The organism is Novosphingobium sp. ES2-1 (genome assembly GCF_015169775.1).
GTDB classification, from domain to species: domain Bacteria; phylum Pseudomonadota; class Alphaproteobacteria; order Sphingomonadales; family Sphingomonadaceae; genus Novosphingobium; species Novosphingobium subterraneum.
Map to the genome: position 1 here is coordinate 2,166,253 of NZ_CP063445.1, position 23,146 is coordinate 2,189,398.

The following is a 23,146-nucleotide window of genomic DNA, read 5'->3' on the forward strand; positions in this document are numbered from 1 at the left end:
TACGACCAAGACACCAGAGGCTTCAAGTTGCAGTCTGGCATGTCGCTGGAGTAGAGAACCGGCGATGACGCCCGCCAATGAAGCTTCTGCCGACCGCTTGCTGACCTTGCCGGGAATGATGCGCGTGCCAACGCCCAGACTCGAGATGTTCATGCTGCGCGGATTTCTAAGCGATCGGGAATGCGCTTCGCTCATCGCTAGGATCGATCGTGACCGCCGGCCTTCCACAATCGCAGATGCCAACGGTGACCACTATTTCCGGACGAGCGAAACCTGCGATCTGCCGATGCAGGAGCCGGAGATCGTTGCGCTGGACGAAAAGATCTCGGCAATCTCGGGAATTGATCGACAGTTCGGCGAACCCATTCAGGGTCAGCGGTACGAACCGGGGCAGGAATTCAAATCGCACACGGATTACTTCGATCCTCATGGCGCAGACTTCCAGCGATATTGCCACGTAGCAGGTCAGCGCACGTGGACCTTCATGGTCTATCTCAACGATGTCGAGGCGGGCGGTGCAACGCGGTTCAAGGTGATCGACAAGATCATCCAGCCCGAAAAAGGCAAGCTGGTGTGCTGGAACAATCGTCGTCCCGATGGTTCGGTGAACCCGGCCACGCTTCACCATGCCATGAAGGTGCGCAAGGGCCTCAAGTACGTGATAACCAAATGGTATCGTGAAAGACCCTGGGGTTGACGGTCAGCTTTCCTCTTCACCACTCCGCGCGCTTCGGATGGTCGGAAGGCACCGAAACAGAACGCCCGTGTCCGCATCCCCAAGCAAGGCGGTAAATCGGGTTTCATGCTTGTCGATCCGCGCCACGGCATCGTCTGCCATCCTGCGGCCAGCGTCCGTCAACGTCAGTGCGTGACTGCGCCCATCCAGACGCCGACGTTCGACCAGGCCTCGTTCCATCAGCCGGGATATGATCGGAACCATGTTGGCCCGCTTGATCGCCAGCACTTGCCCGACCTCGGTCTGCGAACAGTCGGGATTTTCGGCGATGACCAACAGCGTCGTCACTTCGGCCGGACGCAGGTCAAGATCGGAAAGCTCGCGCCCCAGGTCTGCCATCATCACGGCGGATGCGCGGCGGAGCTGATAGCCGAGGCGGCTCTCGAGGGAATTGGTCAGCGTCATGGCCTGATCTTTAGGACGGCTATCGGTGATAGCAATATGCCATGGCAAACCGTTCACGCAAAAGAAAAGGGCGACCGAAGCCGCCCTTCCCGTCAATGTCCTGTTGCCAGCGCTCAGCGCTTGAGCGAAAGACCACCAAAGCGCTTGTTGAACTGGGCAACGCGGCCACCCTGGTCCAGCTGGCGCGTACCACCAGTCCATGCCGGGTGCGAGGTCGGGTCGATTTCGAGAGCGAGCGTGTCTCCTTCCTTGCCCCAGGTGGAGCGAGTCTCGAAAACGGTGCCGTCGGTCATCTGCACCTTGATCATGTGGTAGTCGGGGTGAATGCCAGTCTTCATGGGTCTTGCTCCGGTGCGCAGCCGGTTCCGACCGGCCGCTAGAATCTGTAAGGGCGCGCGCCTAGCGGAAAGCCGCAAGGTTGTCCAGCGGCTGCAGCCTCAGCTGTCTGCGATCATCGCGGTAAAGCCGACCTCGCAGGTCACCTTGTCACCGACCATCGCCTTGCCAGCGAACTTGCACACGCGCGAACGCTTCTGGGTGAACTCGACATGCAGGTCGAGCAGGACGCCGGGCTCCACGGGATTGCGGAACTTGGCATCCTCGATCGCCATGAAGTAGACCAGCTTGCCGGAACCTGCGAGGCCGAGCGATTCCACCGCGAGCACGCCAGCCGCCTGGGCCAGCGCCTCGATCTGGAGGACGCCGGGCATGATCGGGCGTCCGGGGAAATGCCCCTGGAAGAACTGCTCGTTTATCGACACGGCCTTAACCGCGTGGATACGCTCGTTCAGGGTGAGCGAAGCGACACGATCGACCAGCAAGAGCGGATAGCGGTGCGGAAGCGCCGCCATAACCTTGCGCACGTCATAGTCGGTGATCACGCCCTGCGGCGCGTTCTGATCCTTGGACATTACCCGGCCCCCAAACCGAAGACCTCAGCGGCCTTCGGGTGCCTTCTTCGCAGGCTGCGCGGCGGTTCCCGGCTGCTGTGCGGCCTGAGCCTGAGCCTGCTGCTCACGCTGCGCGCGCGGCATCCAGCCAGCCGGCGGCACCAGCTGTGCCGAAGGAATGGCCTTGTTGAGCTCGGTCAGGATGTCCTGGTTGAGATTGTAGACCTGGCCAGCCTTGATGACCGACTGCGAATCGATCACCAGCGTGATCTTCTTCTTGTCCATCGCGGCCTGGGTGGCAGCGTCAAGCTTGTCGCCGATCTGCTCGAGCACGTACTGCTGCGAAAGGTTCAGCGGCTCGAGAATCTTCTGGATCTCTGCCTGGCCGGCCTGTTCGATCTGCTGGATCTGCTCGTACTGGGCCTGAAGCGCCGCACGGTTGGGGTTGGCCGCCTTCGAATCCGCCTGAAGCTTGTCGATCAGAGGCTTGAGCTGCGCTTCGATCTGGCCCTTGCGTGCATTGGCCTGGTCGATCTGCGGCTTGTAGGTCGTCGGACGCTGCTGCTGGGCGGTCTGATATGCAGCAGATGCGGCGACCACCGCCGAGGGATTGGCGATGGCGATACCGGGCGTGACCGTGCCCGAGGTGGCCTGCGCCACGGCAGCGGTCGGCGAAACGGAAAGAACAGCGAGGCCCGCGAGAAGCGCGGAAGCGTAACGGATTTTCATCAGAACTGGGTTCCCACGTTGAAAGTGAAAGTCTTGGGGTCGTCGCCATTGGCCTTCTTGAGAACCTTGGCGAAATCGAGGCGGAACGGGCCGAACGGCGAATTCCAGTTCACGCCGATGCCGACGGAGACGCGCGGCGACAGCGTATCGCCAACGTACTCTTCGATATAGCGCGTGGCAGTGTTTGCCGTACCATCCGATGCGGTCGGGCTGTTCGTGATCTTCCCGGTCAGCGCATCAGTGTAATAGACGACGTTGTTCGGGTTCTGCGTGAGCGGGTTGGCAATGCCCCAGACGGCACCGGCGTCGACATAGATCGACGGACGCAGACCGAGTTCGCGTGCGCCCGATCCCAGCGGAATCTCAAGCTCGGCGCGGGTCAGGTAATAATACTTGCCGCCCAGAGCGTCATCGACCCACTGGTTGCGGTCAGTCGATGCCGTGTCGGGAATGTTGTCGTTGTTGGTATCGATCGTCAGGAACTTGCGCAGGACGCGGGGTCCGACACCGCGAATGTCGAAGCCGCGGATCTGGGGTTCGCCCAGGAAGAAGCGGTCCGTCAGGCGCACGTCGTCGATGGTGGGATCGCTGGAACGGCTCGAAAGCGCCTTGATCGCGCCGCCTTCGGCGCGGACGGAGAAGATGAATCCTCCACCCACGGGCCAGAACTTGGCTGCGTTGGCAGTAATGCGTGCATAGCGGACCGAACCGCCCAGCCCGGCAACGTCGGCGCCGACGACGAACTGCGTGCCCCGGCTCGGACGCAGGCGGTTATCCAGCGTGTCGTAGACCAGCGAAGCGCCAAGAATGGAGCTTGTCCGCTTGCCGATGGCATCGCACAGGTAACGCCCTGCCAGCAGAATGCTGCACTGGCCGTTCACATAGAACGTGCTCTGGTCCAGAGTGACGTCATCGAGATTGAACGTGTAGCGTCCTATCAGCGACATGTACTCCGACAGCGGCACGCCGATACGCGCCGAAAAGCCCGTGGTTGCCTGCTTGTAGGTCGTGTTGCGATTGGAGTTGAACTGGTTGAAGCTGTTGAGGTCGCGCCGATAGACATCAACGCCCAGCGAGATGTTCTTGTCGAAGAGGTACGGTTCCGTGAAGCTCACCTGAACCGAACGCGTAAAGCGAGAGTAGTCGACCGAGAGGCCAATCGTCTGGCCACGCCCGCGGAAGTTGTTCTGGCGGATCGAGCCTTGGAAGATGAAACTCTCGAGGCTTGAGAAACCGGCAGAGAGCTGAAGTTCGCCGGTGGGCCGCTCTTCCACGTTAGCTTCAAGCACGATGCGGTCGGGCGCGCTGCCCGGCTTCTGCTCGATCTCGAACTTTTCCTGGAAGTAGCCCAGCGACTTGATGCGGTTGGTCGAACGCTTGACCTGGAACGTGTTGAACGCGTCGCCCTCGGCCAGACGGAACTCGCGGCGCACGACCTTGTCCTGCGTCAGCGTATTGCCGTTGACGTCGACCCTTTCGACATAGACGCGAGGCGCTTCGGCGATGCGGAAGGTGACCGACATCGTCAGGTCATCCTTGTTGCGCGAAAAGTCCGGGCGGACGTCGGCAAAGGCATAGCCGAACGCGCCTGCGGTTTCGGTCAACGCGTCGACCTGGTCCTCGACCATCTTGGCGTTGTACCAGTCACCCGCCTTGATCGGCAGGCGCTTGGACATCGCATCGCTGTCGAAATCGCGCAGCTGGCTGTCAACCTTCACGTCGCCGAACTTGTAGCGATCGCCTTCCTCCACCACGTAGGTGATGATGAAGTCACGCTTGTCCGGAGTCAGTTCGGCCACGGCCGAAACCACGCGGAAGTCGGCATAGCCTTCGGTCAGATAGAACTGGCGCAGCTTCTGCTGATCGAAGGCCAGACGGTCGGGGTCGTAGCTGGTGCCCGAGGAGAACAGGCGGAAGAAACGCGCCTGCTTGGTCACCATCTCGCCGCGAAGCTTCCCGTCCGAAAACTTCTCGTTGCCGATAATGTTGATCTGACGAACCTTGGACTTCGGCCCCTCGCTGATCTCGAACACGATGTCGACGCGGTTCTGGTCAAGCATGACCATCTTCGGCTCGACCGTCGCGGCAAAGCGGCCCTGCCGCTTGTAGAGTTCGATGATGCGCGCAACGTCGGCCCGGACCTTTGATCGCGTGAAGATCTGGCGAGCCGCCAACTTGATCTCGGGGAGGATCTTGTCTTCCTTGAGGCGCTTGTTGCCTTCAAGGATGATGCGGTTGATGACCGGGTTTTCCTTGACCTGAACCACAACGTCACCGCCGTTGTTGCGGATCGAGACGTCGGCGAAGAGTTCAGTCGCGTAAAGGTCCTTCAGCGCCTGGTCACCCAGCGCCTGCGTATATGTCTGGCCCGGACGCAGGCGGATGTACGAAAGGATCGTGTCCGGCTCAAGGCGCTGCGAGCCCTGCACAGTCACAGTGCGAATGACGTCTCCGGCAGGTACCGGCGCCTGCACCACCGGAGCCGGGGCTGCAGGTTGCGAAACAGGAGCCACGGCCTGCGCCGAGGCAATTCCTGGAACAGCCACCAAGGCGCTGGTGGCCAGAAGGCCTGCGCACAGCGGGGAAGTCCTGGCGTTCCGATTCTCTGCCCGGCCCGCGTTACGTCCAATCATCACCAAGCGCCATCCCGTAATAAAGTGGCAGCAGGACGCCCCCGAGGAAGTCCGGCCACGGCAAGCAATGTAGCCCTCTGCCCGATGCCACAAGGCCAATCAAGCAAACATTGCCCCGCATTTCTGTGGAAAGACATTATGTGGAAATCCGCCTGCCACCCCTGACCGCCGAATACCACGCGTCCCCGCACCGGACGCAGTCAAACTCGCCTCACCCTCCAAACAGCTTGAGCGACGCCACGTCGTTGATCGTGACGAACAGCATCAATGCCATGACGAACGCCAGGCCGGTGCGGAATGCCCACTCCTGCCCGCGCTGGCCAACCGGCTTCCGGCGGATTGCCTCGGCCGCGTAGAAAGCGAGGTGGCCCCCGTCGAGAACCGGAATTGGCAGGAGGTTAATGAACCCCAAGTTAATCGAGATAAGTGCCACGAAGCCGACGAACGATTGCCAACCGGAAACCAGCTGCTCACCCGAATATTTGGCAATCTTGATCGGTCCGCCGAGTTCCTTGACCTCGCGTTTGCCCATGACAATCTGGCCAATGCCGTTGACCATCATCGCGATGATGTTGCCGGTTTGCCTGACGCCGTCCACTACCGCCTCAACTGGCCCGACCCTGACGATCTCGTAACTTTTGGGACCGATGCCAAGAAAGCCGATCTTCTGCGTGTTGCCGAACCGGTCGCTTTCGACCTTCACAGCGGCGCTGACTGGCACGTCAATCTGGCGACCTTCCCGCAACACGACCAGATCGAGTGGTTCCCCCGGATTCTGGCCAACCTCGAGACGGATATCGAGGAAAGACTCGATCGCACGACCTCGGATGGAAACCACGCGGTCGCCTACCTTCACCCCTGCACGCTCAGCAACGGAACCCGCCTGAACTTCGCCCACCACAGGAGGAACGACCGATTTGCCGTAGGCGAGGGTAAACCCGGCCAGGATCAGCACCGCGAACAGAAGGTTTGTAACCGGCCCCGCCAGCACGATCAGCGCCCGTTGCCACAGCGGCTTCGCCTGGAAGGTGCGATTGCGTTCCTCGGCCGGGAGAGCAAGCCATTCGGGGCTGGGCTGGCTCGCCGCATTCATGTCCCCGGCGAACTGGACATAGCCGCCCAGCGGCAAGGCAGAGAGCTTCCATCGCGTGCCGCGCTTGTCGGTCCAGCCCGCGATTTCCTTGCCGAATCCTATGGAGAAGACGTCGGCCTTTACCCCGAACCAGCGGCCAACAAGATAATGGCCCAGTTCGTGGATGAACACCAAAGGCCCCAGCACCAGCACGAAACCGAGCAAAGTGACGAGAATTCCGGGGCTTTCCATCGGCGACATCAGCGTACGGGTTCCATCAGTTCGCGCGCCCTTGCCCGCGCCTCGGCATCGATCGCGATGACATCGTCAAGGCAGGTGGGCGCCGGCATGGCGCTGCGCGAAAGCACATCCTCAACCGATTGCACGATCCGGGTGAATGCAATCTGACCATCCAGAAACGCTGCCACGGCGATCTCGTTGGCCGCGTTCATAGTGGCAGGGGCCGCCCCGCCCTCGATCACAGCATTACGAGCAAGGCGCGTAGCCGGAAAGCGGATCTCATCCGGCGTGCGGAAGGTCAGTTGTCCAATGGCGGCGAGATCGAGCGGAGCACAGGGTGTGTCCATCCGCTCGGGCCAGGCGAGCGCTGAAGCAATCGGCACCCGCATGTCCGAGGGGCCAAGCTGGGCGAGAGTCGATCCGTCGCGATACTCGACCATCGAATGCACGATCGATTGCGGGTGGACGATGATGCGCAGGCGTTCCACCCCGACGGGGAACAGATGAAACGCCTCGATGAACTCAAGGCCCTTGTTCATCATCGTGGCGGAATCCACGCTGATCTTGGCGCCCATGGACCAGTTGGGATGCTTGACCGCTTCGGCCGGGGTTGCGCGCTGCAACTGTTCGAGCGCCCAATCGCGGAAAGGCCCGCCACTCGCCGTCAGCGTGATCGCGTGGACGTGCTCAAGGCTATTGCCAGCCAGGCACTGAAAGATGGCATTGTGCTCGGAATCGACCGGAAGCAGCGTTGCGCCGTGCCGCGCGACGGCCGCAGTCATCACGTCTCCTGCGGAAACCAGCGCTTCCTTGTTGGCCAAGGCGATCACACCGCCGCGCTCGATTGCCGCCATCGTCGGGGCAAGCCCGGCACATCCCACAATCGCTGCCACGGTAATGTCGGCCCCACGCGAGGCCGCCTCGATCAGGGCTGCCGGTCCCGCTGCTGCGTGAATGCTGGTCCCGTCAAGAGCTTCGCGGAGAGCGGGCAGCGCAACCTCATCGGCCACCACCGCAACTTCGGCACCGAACTCGCGGGCCAGCCTGGCCAGACCCTCGGCGTCACCATTGGCGGTCAAGGCAACGACGCGCCAGTCATTGCGATTGCGTCTGATCAGGTCGAGCGTGGAGGCACCGATCGAGCCGGTTGCGCCCAGAACGGAAATGGAGCGCGCCATCTGCCTCTAAAGTCCTGCCTTCGTTGCGGCCCAAGCCGTGCCGACGATGATGGCAACCGGGAGCAGTCCGTCAACCCTGTCGAACAGACCACCGTGTCCTGGAATCAGTCGCGATGAATCCTTCATCCCTGCCCGGCGCTTCAACCACGATTCGTAAAAGTCTCCGACTTGGGCAAAAACGGCCAGCACCGCGCCCGCGATGGCAGCCATGCCAAGGTTGGCGACTTCCAGCGCCGCCGCCACGCTTGGCCCCGTGGGCCCGATAGCAGAGACGAGATAGCTTGCGGAAAGCACCACCAACGATGCCCAGATGCCTGCTGCCGCCATACCCCCGAGCAGCCCGGCCCATGTCTTTGATGGGCTGATCCTGGGAGCGATCTTCGGCCCGCCGAGCGAACGGCCGGTGAAGTAGGCGCCCGTATCGGTGCAGATCACCAGGCCCAGCACCGCCAGCATCAACGGCTCGGGCATGACGGCAAGGGCAAGCCCGCCCCAGCCGACGTAGACCGCACCGAAGATCACCATCGACGAGAGGCGCGCTGCATTGTCAGCGATCTTGCCGACCAGTCGCACGTACTCCACGAATACACCGAAAGCCACGACGGCCACGAACAGGTCCAGCCACAGGCCGCCCGCCCAGAAGGCGGCACCGGCGATCGTGAGCATCACCACAGCGGAAGCAACACGCACGCCGAGATCGGATTTTCTGGGAGCTTCTGCCGCGCTCGGTGCGACTTGGGGTTCAGCGTCCACCGAAGCGCCTCTCGCGCGATCCGAACTGCTCAAGTGCCTCCCGCAGGTGCGCCGCGGTAAAGTCCGGCCAGAGCACGTCCGTGAACCACATCTCGGCATATGCCGCCTGCCACAGCAGGAAGTTCGAAAGGCGAACCTCGCCCGAAGTCCGGATCAGCAGGTCAAGGGGTGGCAGGCACGCGGTGTCCAGTTCCGCCTCGATAGCTTCGGGCGTGACCGGCCCCTTCGCTGCGGCCTTGGCCGCCGCCCGGGCGATTTCCTGTTGCGAGCCGTAATTCAGCGCGATTGCCAGCGTCGTGCCAGTATTGCCCGCTGTCCGCGCCATCGCATCTTCGATCAATTCCACCATATCGGGCGCAAGCGCCTGATAATCGCCGATGATCTTCAGTCGCGTGTTGTTGCCAACGAGTTCCGCCAAGTCATTGCGGATGAATGTCCGCAACAGCCCCATCAGGTCGGCAATCTCGTCCGCCGGACGCTTCCAGTTCTCCGACGAGAAAGCATAGAGCGTCAGCGCCTCAAGCCCCATGTCGCGCGCGGCGCGGGCAATGTCCCGCACCGTGTCTACACCGCGCTTGTGGCCGAAGGCGCGCGGCATCATCCGCTTCTTCGCCCACCGGCCATTGCCGTCCATGATGATCGCGACGTGCCGCGCGCCATGGGACGCGCTGCCGCCCGTCGAGGCGGGGACCGCCGTCACTTGCCGAGGATTTCCTTTTCCTTGGCCACAGCCGCTTCATCGGCCTGCTTGATGATATCGTCAGTCAGCTTCTGCAGGTCGGTCTCGGCGCGCTTGCGCTCATCTTCCGAGATTTCCTTCTTGTTCTCGTCGGCCTTGAGAGCATCCATGCCATCGCGGCGCACATTGCGGATCGCGATGCGGGCGTTCTCGGCATACTTGCTCGCAAGCTTGGCCAGTTCCTTGCGGCGCTCCTCGGTGAGGTCCGGGATCGGGAGGCGCAGGGTCTGTCCATCACTGATCGGATTAAGGCCCAGGCCTGCCGAGCGGATGGCCTTCTCGACCGGAGTCACGTTCGACTTGTCCCACACCTGTACCGAAAGCATGCGCGGTTCCGGCGCGGAGACGCTGGCCACCTGGCTGAGCGGCATGTGGCTGCCGTAAACCTCGACCATGATCGGATCGAGCAGCGCGGTATTGGCGCGACCGGTGCGCAGGCCGGAAAGATCGCCCTTGAGCGATTCAACAGCGCCCTTCATGCGGCGTTCGAGATCGGCCTTGTCGTACTTTGCCATGGCTCAGGCTCCTTGCTTGACGATCGTCTGCGTCCCCTCGCCCGCAAGCACGCGGGCAAGATTGCCGCGCTCGCGGATCGAAAAGACGACGATCGGAATGTTGTTGTCACGGCACAGCGCCACTGCGCTTGCGTCCATGACCTTCAGGTTGTCTGCCAGCACCGTGTCATAATCCACGGTTTCATAACGCTTTGCCGTGGCATCCTTCTTCGGGTCAGCATCATAGACGCCGTCCACGCTGGTCCCCTTGAGCAAGGCGTCGCACTTCATTTCGGCAGCGCGCAGCGCAGCGCCGGAGTCAGTGGTGAAATAGGGTGCGCCTACGCCGGCTGCGAAAATCACGATGCGGCCCTTTTCCAGGTGACGCTCGGCACGACGACGGATCACCGGCTCGCACACCTTGTCCATCTCGATCGCTGATTGCACGCGGGTCGGGACGCCAAGCTGTTCCAGCGCCGACTGCATCGCCAGCGCGTTCATCACCGTAGCCAGCATGCCCATGTAGTCGGCCTGCGCCCGATCCATGCCCTTGGCAGCTCCGGCCATGCCGCGGAAGATGTTGCCGCCACCGATGACCAGGCATATCTCGAGGCCGCTGTCCCGCGCGTCCTTCACTTCCTGCGCCACGCGGGCGACGTAGTCCGTGTCGATCCCGAACTGCTGTTCCCCCATCAGCACTTCGCCCGAGAGCTTCAGAAGAATGCGCTTGTAGCTGGGGACACTCATGGATCGGATGCACTCGTAACCAAAGGGAAGTGGCCGCCCTTATAGCCCTGTGAAGGGGCCTGCCAAGGGCGCAGGCATAACAATCCCCGCACCGACGGGCCAGATATCCGGCCCGTCCATGCGGGGATCGTTCAACGCAGACTTACTTGATGCCGGCGGCAGCAGCCACTTCGGCAGCGAAGTCGGTCTCTTCCTTCTCGATGCCTTCGCCGAGCTGGAAGCGGACATAGTCCTTCAGCACGATCTTCGTGCCAGCTTCCTTGCCAGCGGCGTCGACGACCTGCTGGATGGTCGACTTGTTGTCCATCACGAAGATTTGCGACAGCAGTGCGTTTTCCTTGGCGTACTTGGCGACGGCACCGTCCACCATCTTGGCCTGGACTTCGGCGGGCTTGCCGCTCTCCGCAGCCTTCTCGGCGGCGATCTTGCGCTCGCGAGCGATCAGTTCGGCGTCGAGCTGGTCGGCAGTGAGAGCCTGCGGGAAGGCAGCGGCGATGTGCATCGCGATCTGCTTGCCGAGCGCCTCGAGCTTGTCGGCAGCAGCATCCGATTCGAGCGCGACGAGCACGCCGATCTTGCCAAGGTTGGTGGCGGCCGCATTGTGCATGTAGGGCACGACGACGCCGTTCGAGACTTCGACATGCTTGATGCGACGCAGCTGCTGGTTCTCGCCGATGGTGGCGACGTTGTTGGTCAGCTTGTCAGCAACCGAACCGCCGTCCGGATAGGCTGCGGCCTTCAGCGTCTCGACGTCCGAAGCGCCGGTGTTCAGCGCAACTTCGGTGGCCTTGCGGACAAAGTCCTGGAACTGGTCGTTCTTGGCGACGAAGTCGGTTTCCGAGTTTACTTCGACAGCAACGCCCTTGGTGCCCGAAACAGCAACACCGACAAGCCCTTCGGCGGCGGTGCGGCTCGACTTCTTGGCAGCAGCGGCCAGACCCTTGGCGCGCAGTGCGTCAACGGCGGCTTCAAAATCGCCGCCGGCCTCGTCGAGAGCCTTCTTGCAGTCCATCATGCCGGCGCCGGTGCGCTCGCGCAGGTTCTTCACGTCAGCGGCGGTGTAAGCCATTGCGTTGATCCTTTATCTTGAAAACACAGGAAGCCGCAGCACTGCCGCGGCTCGTAAATCGTACCCGGGTCAGTTCGGTGACGGCCCGCCATTGCAAGGCAAGGCCGCCACACGAAAATCCGGATCAGGCTTCAGCCGTGGCTTCTTCTGCCAGCGGCTCGGCCATGGCGCCAAGGTCGGCACCCGAAGCGATCGCCGCGTCACGGCCACCCTTGGTGGCAGCAGCAGCAACGGCTTCGCAGTAAAGACGGATGGCGCGGCTTGCGTCGTCGTTTGCCGGAACCGGGAATGCGATGCCATCGGGCGAGACGTTCGAATCGAGAATCGCGACGACCGGGATACCGAGGACGTTCGCTTCCTTGATCGCCAGCTCTTCCTTGTTGGCGTCGATCACGAACATCACGTCCGGAATGCCGCCCATGTCGCGGATGCCGCCCAGGGACAGCTCGAGCTTGTCACGCTCGCGGGTCAGCTGAAGGACTTCCTTCTTGGTCAGACCGGCAGTATCGCCTGCGAGCTGCTCTTCAAGAGCCTTGAAGCGCTTGATCGACCCCGAGATGGTCTTCCAGTTGGTGAGCATGCCGCCCAGCCAGCGGTGGTTGACGTAGTGCTGACCGGCAGCGCGCGCAGCCTGCGCGATCGGCTCCTGCGCCTGGCGCTTGGTGCCAACGAACAGGACCTTTCCGCCAGCCTGGACCGTCGCCGAGATGAACTCGAGCGCACGGGCAAACAGGGGAACGGTCTGCGACAGATCAAGGATGTGGATGCCATTGCGGGCGCCGAAGATGTACGGCTTCATCCGCGGGTTCCAGCGGTGGGTCTGGTGGCCGAAATGAGCCCCGGCTTCGATAAGCTGATGCATCGTGACGACTGGTGCCGCCATGGGTAATTCCTTTCCGGTTGTGCCTCCGGGACGCTGGAACCGCTGCGGAGCTCCCGCTGGCGGCACCGGTGAAAGTGCATCCCGTGTGGATTGTTCGCCTTGTTCCGCCAGCACCATGCCGAACGGACTCATGCGATCGCGCCGCCGATAGATGAGGAATGCGGGAAAATCCAGCATTGAATCGCGCCGCTGGTCCCTAGGCGAACGCCGTGCTTGATCGAGATTAATCCGATCACGCTGCAATAAACATCCGTTTCAAATCAAGGATATGGGTCGTTTGGCAGCAATTTGGCTGTTGGCACGCCTGTTCCAGCTTGACGGATCGGAACAAAACAGGAACATTAGCTCCATATCCGAATCAGTCTTCGGACAGTCAGGAACGATAGCTCAATCCACAGGTTATCCACAGGTGAATCGTAAATGGATTCTTAACCAGGTGGATCTGGCAGAACGCAGGGAATGGTCCAATGCTCGCTCTTGTTTGCACACTCGTCTTCGCAGCTGCAGCCACCTTCGCCGTGGGCGCGGTCTTCGTGACGATGCAGGGGCGAAAAGGGCAGATCACTGCTCTTCTGGCAGAATACCGCTCGCTGGAGCGTGACCGCGAATTTCTGGTCCATGTCACCAGCCACGAAGCCGAGGCGCCCCGGGCTTTCGCCGCGCCTCAGCTCCGTCGCACGCCGCGCCGCGCGTTCAAGCAGGCGGATGCGGTTCGCTCCGCACGCTCGCGGCGCGCTGCCGCCTGACTCTGGCGTAGCGCACCACGCCTACGGGGATCAGCAGCAGGTAGACGATGCAGATCCCCGACAAGGTCAGCCAAGGCTCGCTCAGCAGCGCCGCAATCACCAGACCGAACAGTGCAATCAGTTCCAACCGTACGCTGCGACGGGGTCGGAGTGACGACCAGCTCAGCGTAGCGATGTTGGAAATCATCAGGAACGCCACCAGAACGAGCCACGGCCCGACCAGCCAGGGTTCGCGGAACATCGGGTTGTCCGTGGCAATCCAGAGGTAGAGCGGCAGAAACGCCAGCCCCGCCCCAACCGGCGCAGGTACACCTGTCAGGAAACCTGCCGACTTGTGGGGTTGTTCCTCCATGTCGATGCGAGCGTTGAATCGGGCAAGCCGAAGCGCGCAAGCGATCGCTACCGCAAGTGCGGCAAACCAGCCGACGCGGGGCGCCTCCTGCAGAGACCATAGGAATAGGATGAGAGCGGGCGCTACGCCGAACGAGACGTTGTCCGCCAGACTGTCGAGCTCCGCGCCAAAGCGCGACTGCGCCTTCAGCAGGCGGGCGATGCGGCCATCGATGCCGTCGAGCAGGCCTGCGATGATGACGGCAGCAACTGCCTTGCGCCAATCCTCGGCCACCTGCACGGGATCGGTGCCGGACGCTGCAGTAACCGCGAACCGTATCCCGGTCAGGCCCGAGCAAAGCGCGGCAGTGGTAATCGCATTCGGGGCCATCGCCCGCAACGTCAGCCCCCCGGGCAGGCGCCCGCGACGGAGGCGAGCCGCCCTGCCCTCGTCGATCATTGGCCGATGCCTTCGATCATCGGAGCTTCACCGATCTCGGCAAGGATCGTCTCCCCGGCGACGCACTTCTGGCCCATGAGCACCTTCGGCTCGGTCCCGGCAGGCAGATAAACGTCAACACGGCTGCCGAAACGGATAAGTCCCACGCGCTGCCCCACCGCCACGATGTCTCCACCCTTGACGAACGGCACGATGCGGCGCGCTACAAGCCCTGCGATCTGCGTAAAGCCGATCTGTACGCCATCACCACGTTCGACGAGGAAGTGCTGTCGTTCGTTCTCGTCGCTCGCCTTGTCGAGGTCGGCGTTCACGAACTTGCCGGGAATATAGACGACACGGCGAATCGTCCCGGCGATCGGGGTGCGGTTGATGTGCACGTCGAATACCGACATGAAGATCGACACGCGGGTGACCGGCTCGGGGTTCATGCCGCGGACGCCAGAACCATCGTCGGCGCACAGTTCGCGCGGCGGCGGCACCTTCTGGATCAGCGTGATCAGACCGTCGGCGGGCGATACGACGAACCTGTCGTCCCGCGGCGTAACGCGCACGGGATCGCGGAAGAAGGCCAGCACGCCCAGCGTCAGAAAGGCGAGCGGCCAGGCGATGGTCTCCCACGCCATGAAGGCGGCGCCCGCGCTCAACGCAGCAGCGATCAGGCCAAACTTGCGCCCTTCGGGATGGATGGATGGCCATGACCAACCGGCGGAACCGCGACCACGGTTATCGAGAATTTCTCCGGACATGCTTCCCATCTAGGCGCTGCCTCGCGCCGGGACAAGCAATCATCCCGGCTCGCGCAGCGCTTCGCCCGTCACAGGCGGCATCACACGCGCCAGAAAGCCGATGACCGCCTCGTTGAAAAGGTCGTTGCGATCGCCGGCAACCATGTGTCCCGCGCCGCCAATGTCGACGACCTCGAGCCGCGCAATCCGTTCTGCGAGATGCGCCACGCCTTCGTCGGTAACGATGTCCGACTTCATGCCGCGGACCAGCAATGTCGGCACAGTCGCGGTCCAACCCGCGTTCTCGATCAGGTCTTCGAGTGCGCCGTGAGGCCGCCCTCCGATCAGGAACTTCGGGTCCCAGTGCCAGTAGAACCGCCCATCGGAACCCTCGCGCAGGTTCTTGCGCAAGCCATCGAGCCGCGCCGGGCGTTTCCTGTCCGGATAATAGGCCGAGATCGCATCTGCAGCTTCCTCAAGCGAACCGAAACCACGCGGATTGGCCGACATGAACTCGACGATGCGGTCCACCCCGGATTCGGACAGACGCACCACCACGTCCACCAGCACCATCGCTGCCGGCATCGTCCCAAGGCTTGCCGCCGCCATCGACGAAAGTCCCCCCAGGGAAGCACCGACGAACGCGAATGGTCCCCGCGCCCGCGCTGCGATGGCTGTGAGGTCAGCAGCACGGCGGGCATAGGAATAATCGCCATCAGGCTCCCAGTCGCTCTCACCGTGGCCCAGCAGATCGTAGTTGATGACATGATAGCCGGCCTCGGCCAGTTCATGCCCGGCGCGGTCCCAGCTGTGCCGCGTCTGCCCACCGCCGTGCCCGAGGATCACGGTAGGCGCATCCGGGTTGCCCAGTTCGTCGGCCACGATGGCCAAACCGCCAGCTGCGGGAATGCGGATCGTCGTCATGCTGCGCAGCGTTGCGCAACATCCCGCGCCATGCAACAGGAATTAATTGGCCGATTAAGGCCTGGAATTCTCTCGTAATCGAGAAGCAGCGGTGGTGGACAGGGCTAGATTCGAACTAGCGTACGCTTGCGCGGGCAGATTTACAGTCTGCTGCCTTTAACCACTCGGCCACCTGTCCACACCAGTGCTGCCGGTGCCGGTTCCTCCCGAAGGAAGAGCCGATTTTCGAAGTCTCCGAGGAGACCGTCCGGCCGAGTGGCGGCCCCTTTGGCGAAGCTGGACTTGCCTGTCAATGGGCAGGCTGGCATGCGCGACACGAAATTTTTCAACAAGCTTGCAGAGAAGGTCTCCTGATGCCCCGCAATGACGATCAACCGAAGGGCCGTGCGCTGCGCGGCCGCGCCGGCCGCAACAAGGGCGGACGCGGTTCGGGCCGGGGCAGCGCGGGCTCGATCCGCCTGTGGGGCCGCCACGCGATCGAGGCTGCGCTGACCAATCCCAACCGCGACGCCAAGAAGCTTTGGGGCACGCGCGAGGCAATCCAGGCCATGCTCGACGATCACGATGCCGAACTGCCCGCCTCGTTGCCGGTGGAATACGCTCAGGCCGCCGACCTTGCGCGCCTTGTTGCCAAGGATGCACCCCACCAGGGCCTCGTGCTCGATTGTGCCCCACTCGACGATGTCGCTCTCGACGATGTTCTCGACGAATCCGATGGCCGCACGATTGTCGTGCTCGATTCGGTAACCGATCCGCACAACGTCGGCGCGATTCTCCGCTCCTGCGCTGCGTTCAATGTCGCCGCGCTCGTCACGCAGGACCGCCATGCCCCGCCCGAATCGGGCACGCTCGCCAAATCTGCCTCAGGCGCGCTGGAAATCGTGCCGTGGGTCCGAGTGGTGAACCTGTCGCGCGCGCTCGAGCGGATGAGCGAGGAAGGCTACTGGCGCATCGGGCTCGACGGTGATGGCAAGGCAGTATTCCCCTCCGCCGTCCCCGCAGGTCCGGTTGCACTGGTCCTCGGTGCCGAGGGCGAAGGGCTGCGCCACAATGTTGCCCAGCACTGCGATGCGATCGCGCGCCTGCCGATTGCGTCCGCGATTGAAAGCCTTAACGTATCGAACGCGGCGGCGATCGCGCTCTACGCGGTGGCCACGCGCGAGGGGTAAGCGCGACAGGAGGGGCAGATGCAGCGTTCTTGGGCTTTGGCGGCGGCAACGCTCGCCACACTCCTGCTGGCAGGCTGCCTGCTTCTCCCCAGCAAGTTCACTTCCACCATCGACCTGCGCAGGGACGGCAGCTTCAGCTTCACCTACAAGGGTGAAATCCATGTCCTCGCCCTGTCGAAGCTCGCTGCCGAAGAGCGCAACCGCAAGAACGAGACCGCCCCTTTCGAACCTTCGAGCTGTTTCGACGATGAGAAGGGCGAGGAACGGGCCTGCACGGACGGCGAGATCGCGGAGCAGAAGAAAGCCTGGGAAGAGGATGTCGCCGCCAGCAAGGCTGCCGCGGCTGAGAAGCAGAAATCCGACGAGCAGATGGCCAAGGCCATGCTCGGTGGCATCGATCCTTCAGACCCGCGCGCAGCGCAGGAATTCGCCGAACGCCTGCGCCGCCAGAAGGGCTGGAAGTCAGTCATCGACAAGGGCGACGGCAAGTTCGAAGTGGAATACGCGATCACCGGCAAGCTGACCCACGATTTCAGCTTCCCGATGATCGAAAAGCTGCCGATGGTCATGCCCTTCGTCACCTTCATCCGTCGCGCCGATGGCAGCGTGCGCATCGATGCCCCTGCGTTTGCCTCCGGTGCGGCAAGCTCTCCGATCATGGGCATGGCTGCCATGGCTGCCGATGAAAAGAGCGGAAAGGCCGGCGGCGATGGCATGCCTGTGCTCGACGGCGTGCTGATGCTCAGCACAGACGGCGAAATTCTCGCCAACAATACCGACGAAGGGCCCGTCGCCTCCCCTTCCGGCAAGACGCTGCAGTGGAAGGTAAACGAGCGCACCAAGGAAGCGCCCACCGCGCTCATCCGCATCGCACCATGAAAAAAGCCGCGCCGGTCTGCCTGACCGACGCGGCTCCGAAACTCACCAGGCAGTAGGCCCGGTCAGGCTGCGATCAGTTGACCGCATCCTTGAGGCCCTTGCCAGCCTTGAACTTGGGTTGCGCCGAGGCTTTGATCGACATCGGCTCTCCGGTGCGCGGGTTGCGACCGGTCGACGCCTTGCGCTTGGCTACCGAGAAGGTGCCAAAACCGACCAGGCGCACTTCGTCGCCCTTGGCCAGCGCACCGGAGATCGATTCGAAGACGGCCTCGACGGCCTTGGTCGCATCGCCCTTCGACAGGCCGCTGACATCGGCGACGGCGCCGATGAGATCGTTCTTGTTCATTGCGGAACCCCCTAAGTCTTTTGTCTTGGGTTGAATGGAATTGAGTCGCCTTTCGGGTGCACGGAAACAAGCCGAGAAACAATCACCTGTCAAAGCCTAATCGGCTCAGTCCAGCCCGGAATCACCTTATTTTTAGGCACTTTTCAGAACACGAAAGGGCTGCGCGCAACAAATGTGCGCACACCCCTTCCGAACTTGCAGTTGAGAACTGTCAGTGGGCAGTCGGCGCAGCGCCTGCCGCTCCGGCCGGCGCGGTCGGCTGAGAGGCGAGATCGTCCGCTTCAGTCCACTCGATCGCCTGCGGCACAGATGCCAGCGCACGTGCCAGCACCTGGTCGACATGGCTTACCGGGACGATTTCCAGACCTTCCTTGATGTTGGCCGGGATCTCGGCAAGATCCTTGCGGTTCTCCTCGGGGATCAGCACCGTCTTGATCCCGCCACGCAGTGCCGCGAGGAGCTTTTCCTTCAAGCCACCAATGGCCAGCACGCGGCCACGCAGCGTCACTTCGCCCGTCATCGCCACGTCCGCCCGCACCGGAATGCCGGTCAGCGTCGAGACCATGGCGGTCACCATGCCGATGCCAGCGCTCGGGCCATCCTTGGGCACGGCACCCTCGGGCAAGTGGATGTGCAGGTCCTTGCGGTTGAAGATCGAAGGCCGGATGCCATAGGCCGGACTGCGCGCCTTGACGAAGCTGAACGCCATCTGGACGCTCTCGCTCATCACCTCGCCCAATTTGCCCGTAGTCTTGACCGCGCCCTTGCCGGGCACCGTCACGCTCTCGATCGTCAGCAGTTCGCCACCAACCTCGGTCCAGGCAAGGCCGGTAACCGCGCCGACCTGGTTCTCCTCGTCAGAGACGCCGTGGCGGAACTTCCGAACACCGGCAAAGTCGGAAAGGTTCTCGGGCGTGATCGTCACGCTCTTGGCCTTGCCTTCCAGGATCTGGCGCAGCGACTTCCTCGCCAGACGCGCTACCTCGCGCTCCAGCGTGCGCACGCCGGCCTCGCGGGTGTAATAGCGGATCAGATCGCGCAGTGCTTCGGTCTCGAGCGTGAACTCGCCCTTCTTGAGACCATGCGCCTCCACCTGCTTGCGCACCAGATGGCGCTCGGCGATCTCGACCTTCTCGTCCTCGGTGTAACCCTCGAGACGGATGATCTCCATGCGATCGAGCAGCGGCTGCGGCAGGTTCAGGCTGTTCGCCGTGCAGACGAACATCACGTCCGAAAGATCGAAGTCGAGCTCAAGGTAATGGTCCTGGAACTTCGCATTCTGTTCGGGATCGAGCACTTCCAGCAGCGCTGAAGCCGGATCGCCCCGGAAGTCCTGGCCGAGCTTGTCGATCTCGTCGAGGAGGAACAGCGGGTTCGCGGTGCCTGCCTTCTTGAGGTTGGTCACGATCTTGCCCGGCAGCGAGCCGATGTAGGTCCGGCGGTGACCGCGGATCTCGGCCTCGTCGCGCACGCCGCCAAGCGACTGGCGCACGAACTGGCGGCCGGTCGCCTTGGCGATCGACTTGCCGAGCGAGGTCTTGCCGACGCCCGGAGGGCCGACGAGGCACAGGATCGGCCCCTTCAGCTTGTTGGTGCGCGCCTGCACCGCAAGGTATTCGACGATGCGGTCCTTGACCTTGTCCAGCGCGTAGTGATCGGCGTCGAGGATCGCCTGCGCCGCGGGAATGTCCTTCTTGAGCTTGCTGCGCTTGCCCCATGGCAGACCCAGCAACACGTCGAGGTAATTGCGGATGACAGTCGCCTCGGCGCTCATCGGCTGCATGGTCTTGAGCTTCTTCAGCTCAGCCGTCGCCTTGGCCTTGGCCTCCTTGGAAAGCTTGAGAGTGTCGATCTTCTCCTGAAGCTCGGCGATCTCGTTGGCTTCCTCGCCATCGCCACCGCCCAGCTCGGACTGGATCGCCTTCAACTGCTCGTTCAGGTAGTATTCGCGCTGCGTCTTTTCCATCTGGCGCTTCACGCGGCCACGGATCTTGCGCTCCACCTGCAGCACGCCCAGTTCGCCCTCCATGAAGGAAAGCACCATCTCGAGCCGCTTCATCGGATCGGATTCGGAAAGCACCGCCTGCTTGTCAGCCACCTTGGCAGCAAGGTTCGCGGCAACCGAATCCGCCAGCTTGCCAGCATCCTCGATATCGCCAAGCTGGCCGCCGGCGTCCTGCGGCAGCTTCTTCGAAAGCTTCGCATACTCGGCGAACTGATCGACGACCGACCGCATCATCGCAGAAATCTCGGTGCTCTCGGCCACCACGGCTTCCTGCGGCTCGACCTGCGCAACGAGCATCGCGCCATGCGTCGTCGTTTCCTCGCGCAGGCCCTCAAGCACCGCGCGGTCCCGTCCTTCGACGAGCACGCGGACCGTGCCATCCGGCAACTTCAGCAGTTGCAGGACGCTGGCAATCACGCCGGTATCATAAAGATCGTCGCGATCCGGATCGTCGCAGCCCGGATCGAGCTGGGCGAGCAGGAAGATATCCTTGTTGCCGGCCATGGCCGCTTCCAGCGCCGCTACCGATTTCTCGCGCCCGACAAAGAGGGGCACGACCATGCCGGGAAACACGACGATGTCGCGAAGGGGAAGCAGGGGATAGAGATTCATGGGCACTTCGTTTCCGTCCTGCCGGGCACGCCGCCCGGCGCTTTCCCGGGATATGGGGAGACCGCGCGCCTGTCGCAATGGCTTTTGCCATATCGGCTGTGGATCACGACATCTCCTGGCCAGTTTGACCCACTTGTCGGCGAGAGCCGTAAACCGAATGTTAGGTATAAATACGCATTGGACGTGAAGGACTGGGAGGCTGCCACATCGCATGCTGCGTACACGAACAACGCTGATCGTCGGCGCAGGGGCGAGCGCAGAATTGCAGTTTCCGACCAACGCGGAACTGCTGGCTCGCATCATCCAGGGCTATGATTTCAAGCGCACCAACTCGGAGACCTCGACACGCGACGGCCAGTTGCTTCTGCGCAATATCTACAAGCTTGCTGAAAAGCTGAACAAGAAGGTCGAGGATGTTGCCGCTGCCGCCGAGCGCCTGCGCAACGCCTGCCGCCTCGGTCGCTCGATCGATACCGTGCTTGAACAGTACGATCATGACCCGCTCGTTGTCGCCTGCGGCAAGCTGGCGATCACATTCTTCATGGGCCAGGCTGAATCGCGCAGCAACCTGAAGGATATCCCGCGCGTGGAAGGTGAGCTGCCGCTTCAAGGGAAGATTGCCGAATACTGGATTTATCAGCTCGGCCAGCTGATCAACTCTGGCGTTCCCCGGAGCAAGATCGGACAGACGCTCGAACAGCTGACCATCATAAACTTCAACTACGATCGGTCAGTCGAACACTTCCTGCCTTACGCGCTGGTCATGGCTTATGGGATCGAGCTCAAGGAGGCGCAGCAAGTCATTGCAGAGAAGCTCGACATCGTGCACCCGCATGGCTCCGTTGGCCGTCTGCCATGGCAGAAGGGTGAGGCACCCCAGGCCGAATGGGGTGTCGAGCAGCCATGGAACATCCATGCGATCGCTGCCCAGTTGAAGTCGCTCAACGAACGCAGCGCCGATCGCAATGCATTGCGCGACATCCGCCTGTCGGTCGCCAGCGCAAAACGCCTCGTGTTCCTCGGCTTCGGCTTCCAGCCCCAGAATGTCGACTTGCTTTTCGAGAACACACTTTCGCATAATCCCGAAGTGCTCATCTCCACTTACGGCATGAGCAGCGGCAACGCCGCCACCGTCGCCCAGATGATTCGCCGCCTCGCAGGTCTGGAGAGCGCCGACCAGTTGATGATCTCGCCGGGCAAGGCCTGGGAAGTCCTGCGCGATTATTCGCTGCTGCTGGAAAGCTGAGTCCCCGCGCAGGCGGGGACCTCGGTGTTGTTACGGAACCAGCCCAAACCGGGCCGCGCATCTCTGATCAGGGAAGCGGCTGCACCACCGGCTCCGAGACGAATATCGGCGCGGGCGGCGTAGCAGGAACGGGTTCGCTGGCCGCAGGAGGCATCGCCGGCGGTGGTGTCGGCGTGATCGCCGGCAGGGTGATCGACCCTTCCTTCTGGAAATCCGCCTTGCCCTTCAGTGCGTCGATCTCCGCCTGCCGGGTCTTCAGATAAAGCTCGCGATAGGAAGCGTAAGGGTTCGATTCCTCACGGATGCGCTTGAACAGTTCGTCATTGGCCACGCGCTCGTCGAGAGAGCGGATGACGAAGCTGCCATAGACATAGCCCGGATTGCGCAGCGGTCCGCCAACGGCAAAAGGCAAAAGGAAACGGTCGAGCCCCAGCCCGATCACGTCGCGCAGCGTCGTCGGGCCAACCAGCGGCAGGAACATGTAGGGTCCCGGCCCGATACCGTAGTATCCGAAGGTATAGGCAAAGCCGTTGCGCCGATACGGCAGGTTGAAGGGCTTGTTCTTGGCGACGTCGATCACACCGCCGACGCCGATCGTCGAATTGATCGCGAACCGCCCGACCGTCTCGGCCGCCTTGCCCGGCTTCAGTTGCAGCAGATAGTTCAGCGCAACAATCGGCTCGGTCAGGTTGCGCAGGAAGTTCCTGAGGCCCATGCGGATCGGGCGCGGCACGCCCTTTTCATAGACGTTGGCAACCGGCGCGATGACTGCATCATCGACGGCCTGCACCGCATCATAGCTGGCCTGATTGACCGCCTGCATGGGGTCCTGCCGCGGAGTTTTCTCGCCCGATACGACGATCGCCTGCTCGTCCTGCTCGATCTGGTCGAGCGATGGCGCGGGTGCCTGTGGCAAGGCGACAGGTGTTGTGGGCTGCGGCTCAGACGGGGTTTCGTCAGGAAGCGGCGTTGCTGCACCGGCAGGGGCGGCTTGTGCGTCCTGCACCAGCGCAACCTCCGGCACCGCTGGTCCGTCCGCAACAGGAACGGCAAGCAGGGCAGCGCTGGCAAGCAAGGTCACACTCAAGCAGGAATTCCCGTCCGGTTCATCAGTTTACCGCACAGCCTTGGCCCGC

General features: G+C 62.5%; 24 protein-coding genes and 1 tRNA gene. 5 read left to right on the forward strand and 20 right to left on the reverse strand.

What is annotated here, in order from left to right:
* Positions 1-64: 64 nt before the first annotated feature.
* Positions 65-697 (forward strand): 2OG-Fe(II) oxygenase, encoded by a 633-nt coding sequence (locus IM701_RS10490; RefSeq protein ID WP_193826917.1) that lies wholly within the window; start codon positions 65-67, stop codon positions 695-697.
* Between the two features lie 3 nt (positions 698-700).
* Here the strand turns inward: IM701_RS10490 and IM701_RS10495 are convergent, their stop codons facing one another.
* From IM701_RS10495 to rpsB, 13 genes are all read right to left on the reverse strand, one after another.
* Complete coding sequence (locus IM701_RS10495) at positions 701-1,141, reverse strand: MarR family winged helix-turn-helix transcriptional regulator (RefSeq protein WP_062343414.1); 441 nt, start codon at positions 1,139-1,141, stop codon at positions 701-703.
* Between the two features lie 113 nt (positions 1,142-1,254).
* A complete protein-coding gene (gene rpmE, locus IM701_RS10500) occupies positions 1,255-1,479 on the reverse strand; it encodes a 50S ribosomal protein L31 (RefSeq protein ID WP_039337458.1) in 225 nt (74 codons plus the stop codon).
* A 99-nt stretch (positions 1,480-1,578) separates the two neighbouring features.
* Positions 1,579-2,052, reverse strand: coding sequence for a 3-hydroxyacyl-ACP dehydratase FabZ (fabZ, locus tag IM701_RS10505; RefSeq protein WP_193826918.1), 474 nt, complete (start codon positions 2,050-2,052; stop codon positions 1,579-1,581).
* A gap of 24 nt (positions 2,053-2,076) precedes the next feature.
* The gene (locus IM701_RS10510; RefSeq protein ID WP_193826919.1) at positions 2,077-2,760 is read right to left on the reverse strand and encodes an OmpH family outer membrane protein; all 684 of its coding nucleotides are present in this window, start codon (positions 2,758-2,760) and stop codon (positions 2,077-2,079) included.
* Positions 2,760-5,393: an outer membrane protein assembly factor BamA gene (gene bamA, locus IM701_RS10515; protein ID WP_052242655.1), complete on the reverse strand. Its 2,634-nt coding sequence runs from the start codon at positions 5,391-5,393 to the stop codon at positions 2,760-2,762. Before bamA ends, IM701_RS10510 begins: the two co-directional genes overlap by 1 nt.
* A gap of 211 nt (positions 5,394-5,604) precedes the next feature.
* Positions 5,605-6,726: an RIP metalloprotease RseP gene (rseP, locus tag IM701_RS10520; protein WP_082013475.1), complete on the reverse strand. Its 1,122-nt coding sequence runs from the start codon at positions 6,724-6,726 to the stop codon at positions 5,605-5,607.
* Positions 6,726-7,883, reverse strand: a complete 1,158-nt coding sequence (locus IM701_RS10525) for a 1-deoxy-D-xylulose-5-phosphate reductoisomerase (RefSeq protein ID WP_193826920.1) — start codon at positions 7,881-7,883, stop codon at positions 6,726-6,728. Before IM701_RS10525 ends, rseP begins: the two co-directional genes overlap by 1 nt.
* 6 nt (positions 7,884-7,889) lie before the next feature.
* Positions 7,890-8,636: a phosphatidate cytidylyltransferase gene (locus IM701_RS10530; RefSeq protein WP_230487670.1), complete on the reverse strand. Its 747-nt coding sequence runs from the start codon at positions 8,634-8,636 to the stop codon at positions 7,890-7,892.
* On the reverse strand, positions 8,626-9,270 hold the full coding sequence (uppS, locus tag IM701_RS10535; RefSeq protein WP_230487855.1) for a polyprenyl diphosphate synthase: 645 nt from the start codon (positions 9,268-9,270) through the stop codon (positions 8,626-8,628). Before uppS ends, IM701_RS10530 begins: the two co-directional genes overlap by 11 nt.
* Before the next feature lie 62 nt (positions 9,271-9,332).
* The gene (gene frr, locus IM701_RS10540; protein WP_039337446.1) at positions 9,333-9,890 is read right to left on the reverse strand and encodes a ribosome recycling factor; all 558 of its coding nucleotides are present in this window, start codon (positions 9,888-9,890) and stop codon (positions 9,333-9,335) included.
* 3 nt (positions 9,891-9,893) lie between these two features.
* Complete coding sequence (gene pyrH, locus IM701_RS10545) at positions 9,894-10,616, reverse strand: UMP kinase (RefSeq protein WP_039337444.1); 723 nt, start codon at positions 10,614-10,616, stop codon at positions 9,894-9,896.
* A gap of 142 nt (positions 10,617-10,758) precedes the next feature.
* Entirely contained in the window at positions 10,759-11,685 is a 927-nt protein-coding gene (gene tsf, locus IM701_RS10550; RefSeq protein WP_039337443.1) for a translation elongation factor Ts, read from the reverse strand.
* Positions 11,686-11,809: 124 nt separating this feature from the next.
* Positions 11,810-12,568 (reverse strand): 30S ribosomal protein S2, encoded by a 759-nt coding sequence (gene rpsB / locus IM701_RS10555; protein WP_039337510.1) that lies wholly within the window; start codon positions 12,566-12,568, stop codon positions 11,810-11,812.
* A gap of 467 nt (positions 12,569-13,035) precedes the next feature.
* Between rpsB and IM701_RS10560 the strand changes: the two genes are divergently transcribed.
* Positions 13,036-13,314, forward strand: a complete 279-nt coding sequence (locus IM701_RS10560) for a hypothetical protein (RefSeq protein ID WP_193826923.1) — start codon at positions 13,036-13,038, stop codon at positions 13,312-13,314.
* On the opposite strand, the gene IM701_RS10565 is transcribed toward IM701_RS10560, so the two are convergent.
* The 4 genes from IM701_RS10565 to IM701_RS10580 all read right to left on the reverse strand — a co-directional run bounded on the left by IM701_RS10565 (position 13,262) and on the right by IM701_RS10580 (position 15,931).
* Positions 13,262-14,104 (reverse strand): phosphatidylcholine/phosphatidylserine synthase, encoded by an 843-nt coding sequence (locus IM701_RS10565; protein WP_193826924.1) that lies wholly within the window; start codon positions 14,102-14,104, stop codon positions 13,262-13,264. The genes IM701_RS10560 and IM701_RS10565 overlap by 53 nt on opposite strands.
* Complete coding sequence (locus IM701_RS10570; protein WP_039337508.1) at positions 14,101-14,850, reverse strand: phosphatidylserine decarboxylase; 750 nt, start codon at positions 14,848-14,850, stop codon at positions 14,101-14,103. Before IM701_RS10570 ends, IM701_RS10565 begins: the two co-directional genes overlap by 4 nt.
* 39 nt (positions 14,851-14,889) lie before the next feature.
* Positions 14,890-15,753 carry an alpha/beta fold hydrolase gene (locus IM701_RS10575; protein ID WP_039337507.1) on the reverse strand — a complete coding sequence of 288 codons (864 nt, stop codon included), beginning with the start codon at positions 15,751-15,753 and terminating at the stop codon, positions 14,890-14,892.
* Positions 15,754-15,845: 92 nt separating this feature from the next.
* Positions 15,846-15,931: transfer RNA gene (locus tag IM701_RS10580), tRNA-Tyr, on the reverse strand.
* A 175-nt stretch (positions 15,932-16,106) separates the two neighbouring features.
* Here IM701_RS10580 and rlmB point away from each other — a divergent pair.
* Together rlmB and IM701_RS10590 are read left to right on the forward strand one after the other, a co-directional pair.
* Positions 16,107-16,922 carry a 23S rRNA (guanosine(2251)-2'-O)-methyltransferase RlmB gene (rlmB, locus tag IM701_RS10585; protein ID WP_039337438.1) on the forward strand — a complete coding sequence of 272 codons (816 nt, stop codon included), beginning with the start codon at positions 16,107-16,109 and terminating at the stop codon, positions 16,920-16,922.
* Positions 16,923-16,940: 18 nt separating this feature from the next.
* On the forward strand, positions 16,941-17,801 hold the full coding sequence (locus IM701_RS10590; protein WP_193826925.1) for a hypothetical protein: 861 nt from the start codon (positions 16,941-16,943) through the stop codon (positions 17,799-17,801).
* A 73-nt stretch (positions 17,802-17,874) separates the two neighbouring features.
* On the opposite strand, the gene IM701_RS10595 is transcribed toward IM701_RS10590, so the two are convergent.
* Both IM701_RS10595 and lon read right to left on the reverse strand, forming a co-directional pair.
* On the reverse strand, positions 17,875-18,147 hold the full coding sequence (locus IM701_RS10595) for an HU family DNA-binding protein (protein WP_039337436.1): 273 nt from the start codon (positions 18,145-18,147) through the stop codon (positions 17,875-17,877).
* 211 nt (positions 18,148-18,358) lie between these two features.
* A complete protein-coding gene (gene lon / locus IM701_RS10600) occupies positions 18,359-20,764 on the reverse strand; it encodes an endopeptidase La (protein ID WP_193826926.1) in 2,406 nt (801 codons plus the stop codon).
* Between the two features lie 211 nt (positions 20,765-20,975).
* Here lon and IM701_RS10605 point away from each other — a divergent pair, with 211 nt between their 5' ends.
* Positions 20,976-22,010, forward strand: a complete 1,035-nt coding sequence (locus IM701_RS10605) for a hypothetical protein (protein ID WP_193826927.1) — start codon at positions 20,976-20,978, stop codon at positions 22,008-22,010.
* Between the two features lie 67 nt (positions 22,011-22,077).
* Here IM701_RS10605 and IM701_RS10610 read toward each other — a convergent pair whose 3' ends face one another.
* Positions 22,078-23,091 carry a VacJ family lipoprotein gene (locus IM701_RS10610; RefSeq protein WP_230487856.1) on the reverse strand — a complete coding sequence of 338 codons (1,014 nt, stop codon included), beginning with the start codon at positions 23,089-23,091 and terminating at the stop codon, positions 22,078-22,080.
* Positions 23,092-23,146: the final 55 nt, after the last annotated feature.

What these genes read in the sequence shown, in the direction of transcription:
- IM701_RS10490 (WP_193826917.1), top strand. Translation starts at nt 65, where the DNA reads ATGACGCCCGCCAATGAAGCTTCTGCCGACCGCTTGCTGACCTTGCCG.
- rpmE (WP_039337458.1), bottom strand. Translation starts at nt 1,479, where the DNA reads ATGAAGACTGGCATTCACCCCGACTACCACATGATCAAGGTGCAGATG.
- rlmB (WP_039337438.1), top strand. Translation starts at nt 16,107, where the DNA reads ATGCCCCGCAATGACGATCAACCGAAGGGCCGTGCGCTGCGCGGCCGC.
- IM701_RS10560 (WP_193826923.1), top strand. Translation starts at nt 13,036, where the DNA reads ATGCTCGCTCTTGTTTGCACACTCGTCTTCGCAGCTGCAGCCACCTTC.
- IM701_RS10575 (WP_039337507.1), bottom strand. Translation starts at nt 15,753, where the DNA reads ATGACGACGATCCGCATTCCCGCAGCTGGCGGTTTGGCCATCGTGGCC.
- uppS (WP_230487855.1), bottom strand. Translation starts at nt 9,270, where the DNA reads ATGGACGGCAATGGCCGGTGGGCGAAGAAGCGGATGATGCCGCGCGCC.
- pyrH (WP_039337444.1), bottom strand. Translation starts at nt 10,616, where the DNA reads ATGAGTGTCCCCAGCTACAAGCGCATTCTTCTGAAGCTCTCGGGCGAA.
- IM701_RS10570 (WP_039337508.1), bottom strand. Translation starts at nt 14,850, where the DNA reads ATGTCCGGAGAAATTCTCGATAACCGTGGTCGCGGTTCCGCCGGTTGG.
- IM701_RS10525 (WP_193826920.1), bottom strand. Translation starts at nt 7,883, where the DNA reads ATGGCGCGCTCCATTTCCGTTCTGGGCGCAACCGGCTCGATCGGTGCC.
- fabZ (WP_193826918.1), bottom strand. Translation starts at nt 2,052, where the DNA reads ATGTCCAAGGATCAGAACGCGCCGCAGGGCGTGATCACCGACTATGAC.
- rseP (WP_082013475.1), bottom strand. Translation starts at nt 6,726, where the DNA reads ATGTCGCCGATGGAAAGCCCCGGAATTCTCGTCACTTTGCTCGGTTTC.
- IM701_RS10590 (WP_193826925.1), top strand. Translation starts at nt 16,941, where the DNA reads ATGCAGCGTTCTTGGGCTTTGGCGGCGGCAACGCTCGCCACACTCCTG.
- bamA (WP_052242655.1), bottom strand. Translation starts at nt 5,393, where the DNA reads ATGATTGGACGTAACGCGGGCCGGGCAGAGAATCGGAACGCCAGGACT.
- lon (WP_193826926.1), bottom strand. Translation starts at nt 20,764, where the DNA reads ATGAATCTCTATCCCCTGCTTCCCCTTCGCGACATCGTCGTGTTTCCC.
- frr (WP_039337446.1), bottom strand. Translation starts at nt 9,890, where the DNA reads ATGGCAAAGTACGACAAGGCCGATCTCGAACGCCGCATGAAGGGCGCT.
- rpsB (WP_039337510.1), bottom strand. Translation starts at nt 12,568, where the DNA reads ATGGCGGCACCAGTCGTCACGATGCATCAGCTTATCGAAGCCGGGGCT.
- tsf (WP_039337443.1), bottom strand. Translation starts at nt 11,685, where the DNA reads ATGGCTTACACCGCCGCTGACGTGAAGAACCTGCGCGAGCGCACCGGC.
- IM701_RS10595 (WP_039337436.1), bottom strand. Translation starts at nt 18,147, where the DNA reads ATGAACAAGAACGATCTCATCGGCGCCGTCGCCGATGTCAGCGGCCTG.
- IM701_RS10510 (WP_193826919.1), bottom strand. Translation starts at nt 2,760, where the DNA reads ATGAAAATCCGTTACGCTTCCGCGCTTCTCGCGGGCCTCGCTGTTCTT.
- IM701_RS10495 (WP_062343414.1), bottom strand. Translation starts at nt 1,141, where the DNA reads ATGACGCTGACCAATTCCCTCGAGAGCCGCCTCGGCTATCAGCTCCGC.
- IM701_RS10565 (WP_193826924.1), bottom strand. Translation starts at nt 14,104, where the DNA reads ATGATCGACGAGGGCAGGGCGGCTCGCCTCCGTCGCGGGCGCCTGCCC.
- IM701_RS10605 (WP_193826927.1), top strand. Translation starts at nt 20,976, where the DNA reads ATGCTGCGTACACGAACAACGCTGATCGTCGGCGCAGGGGCGAGCGCA.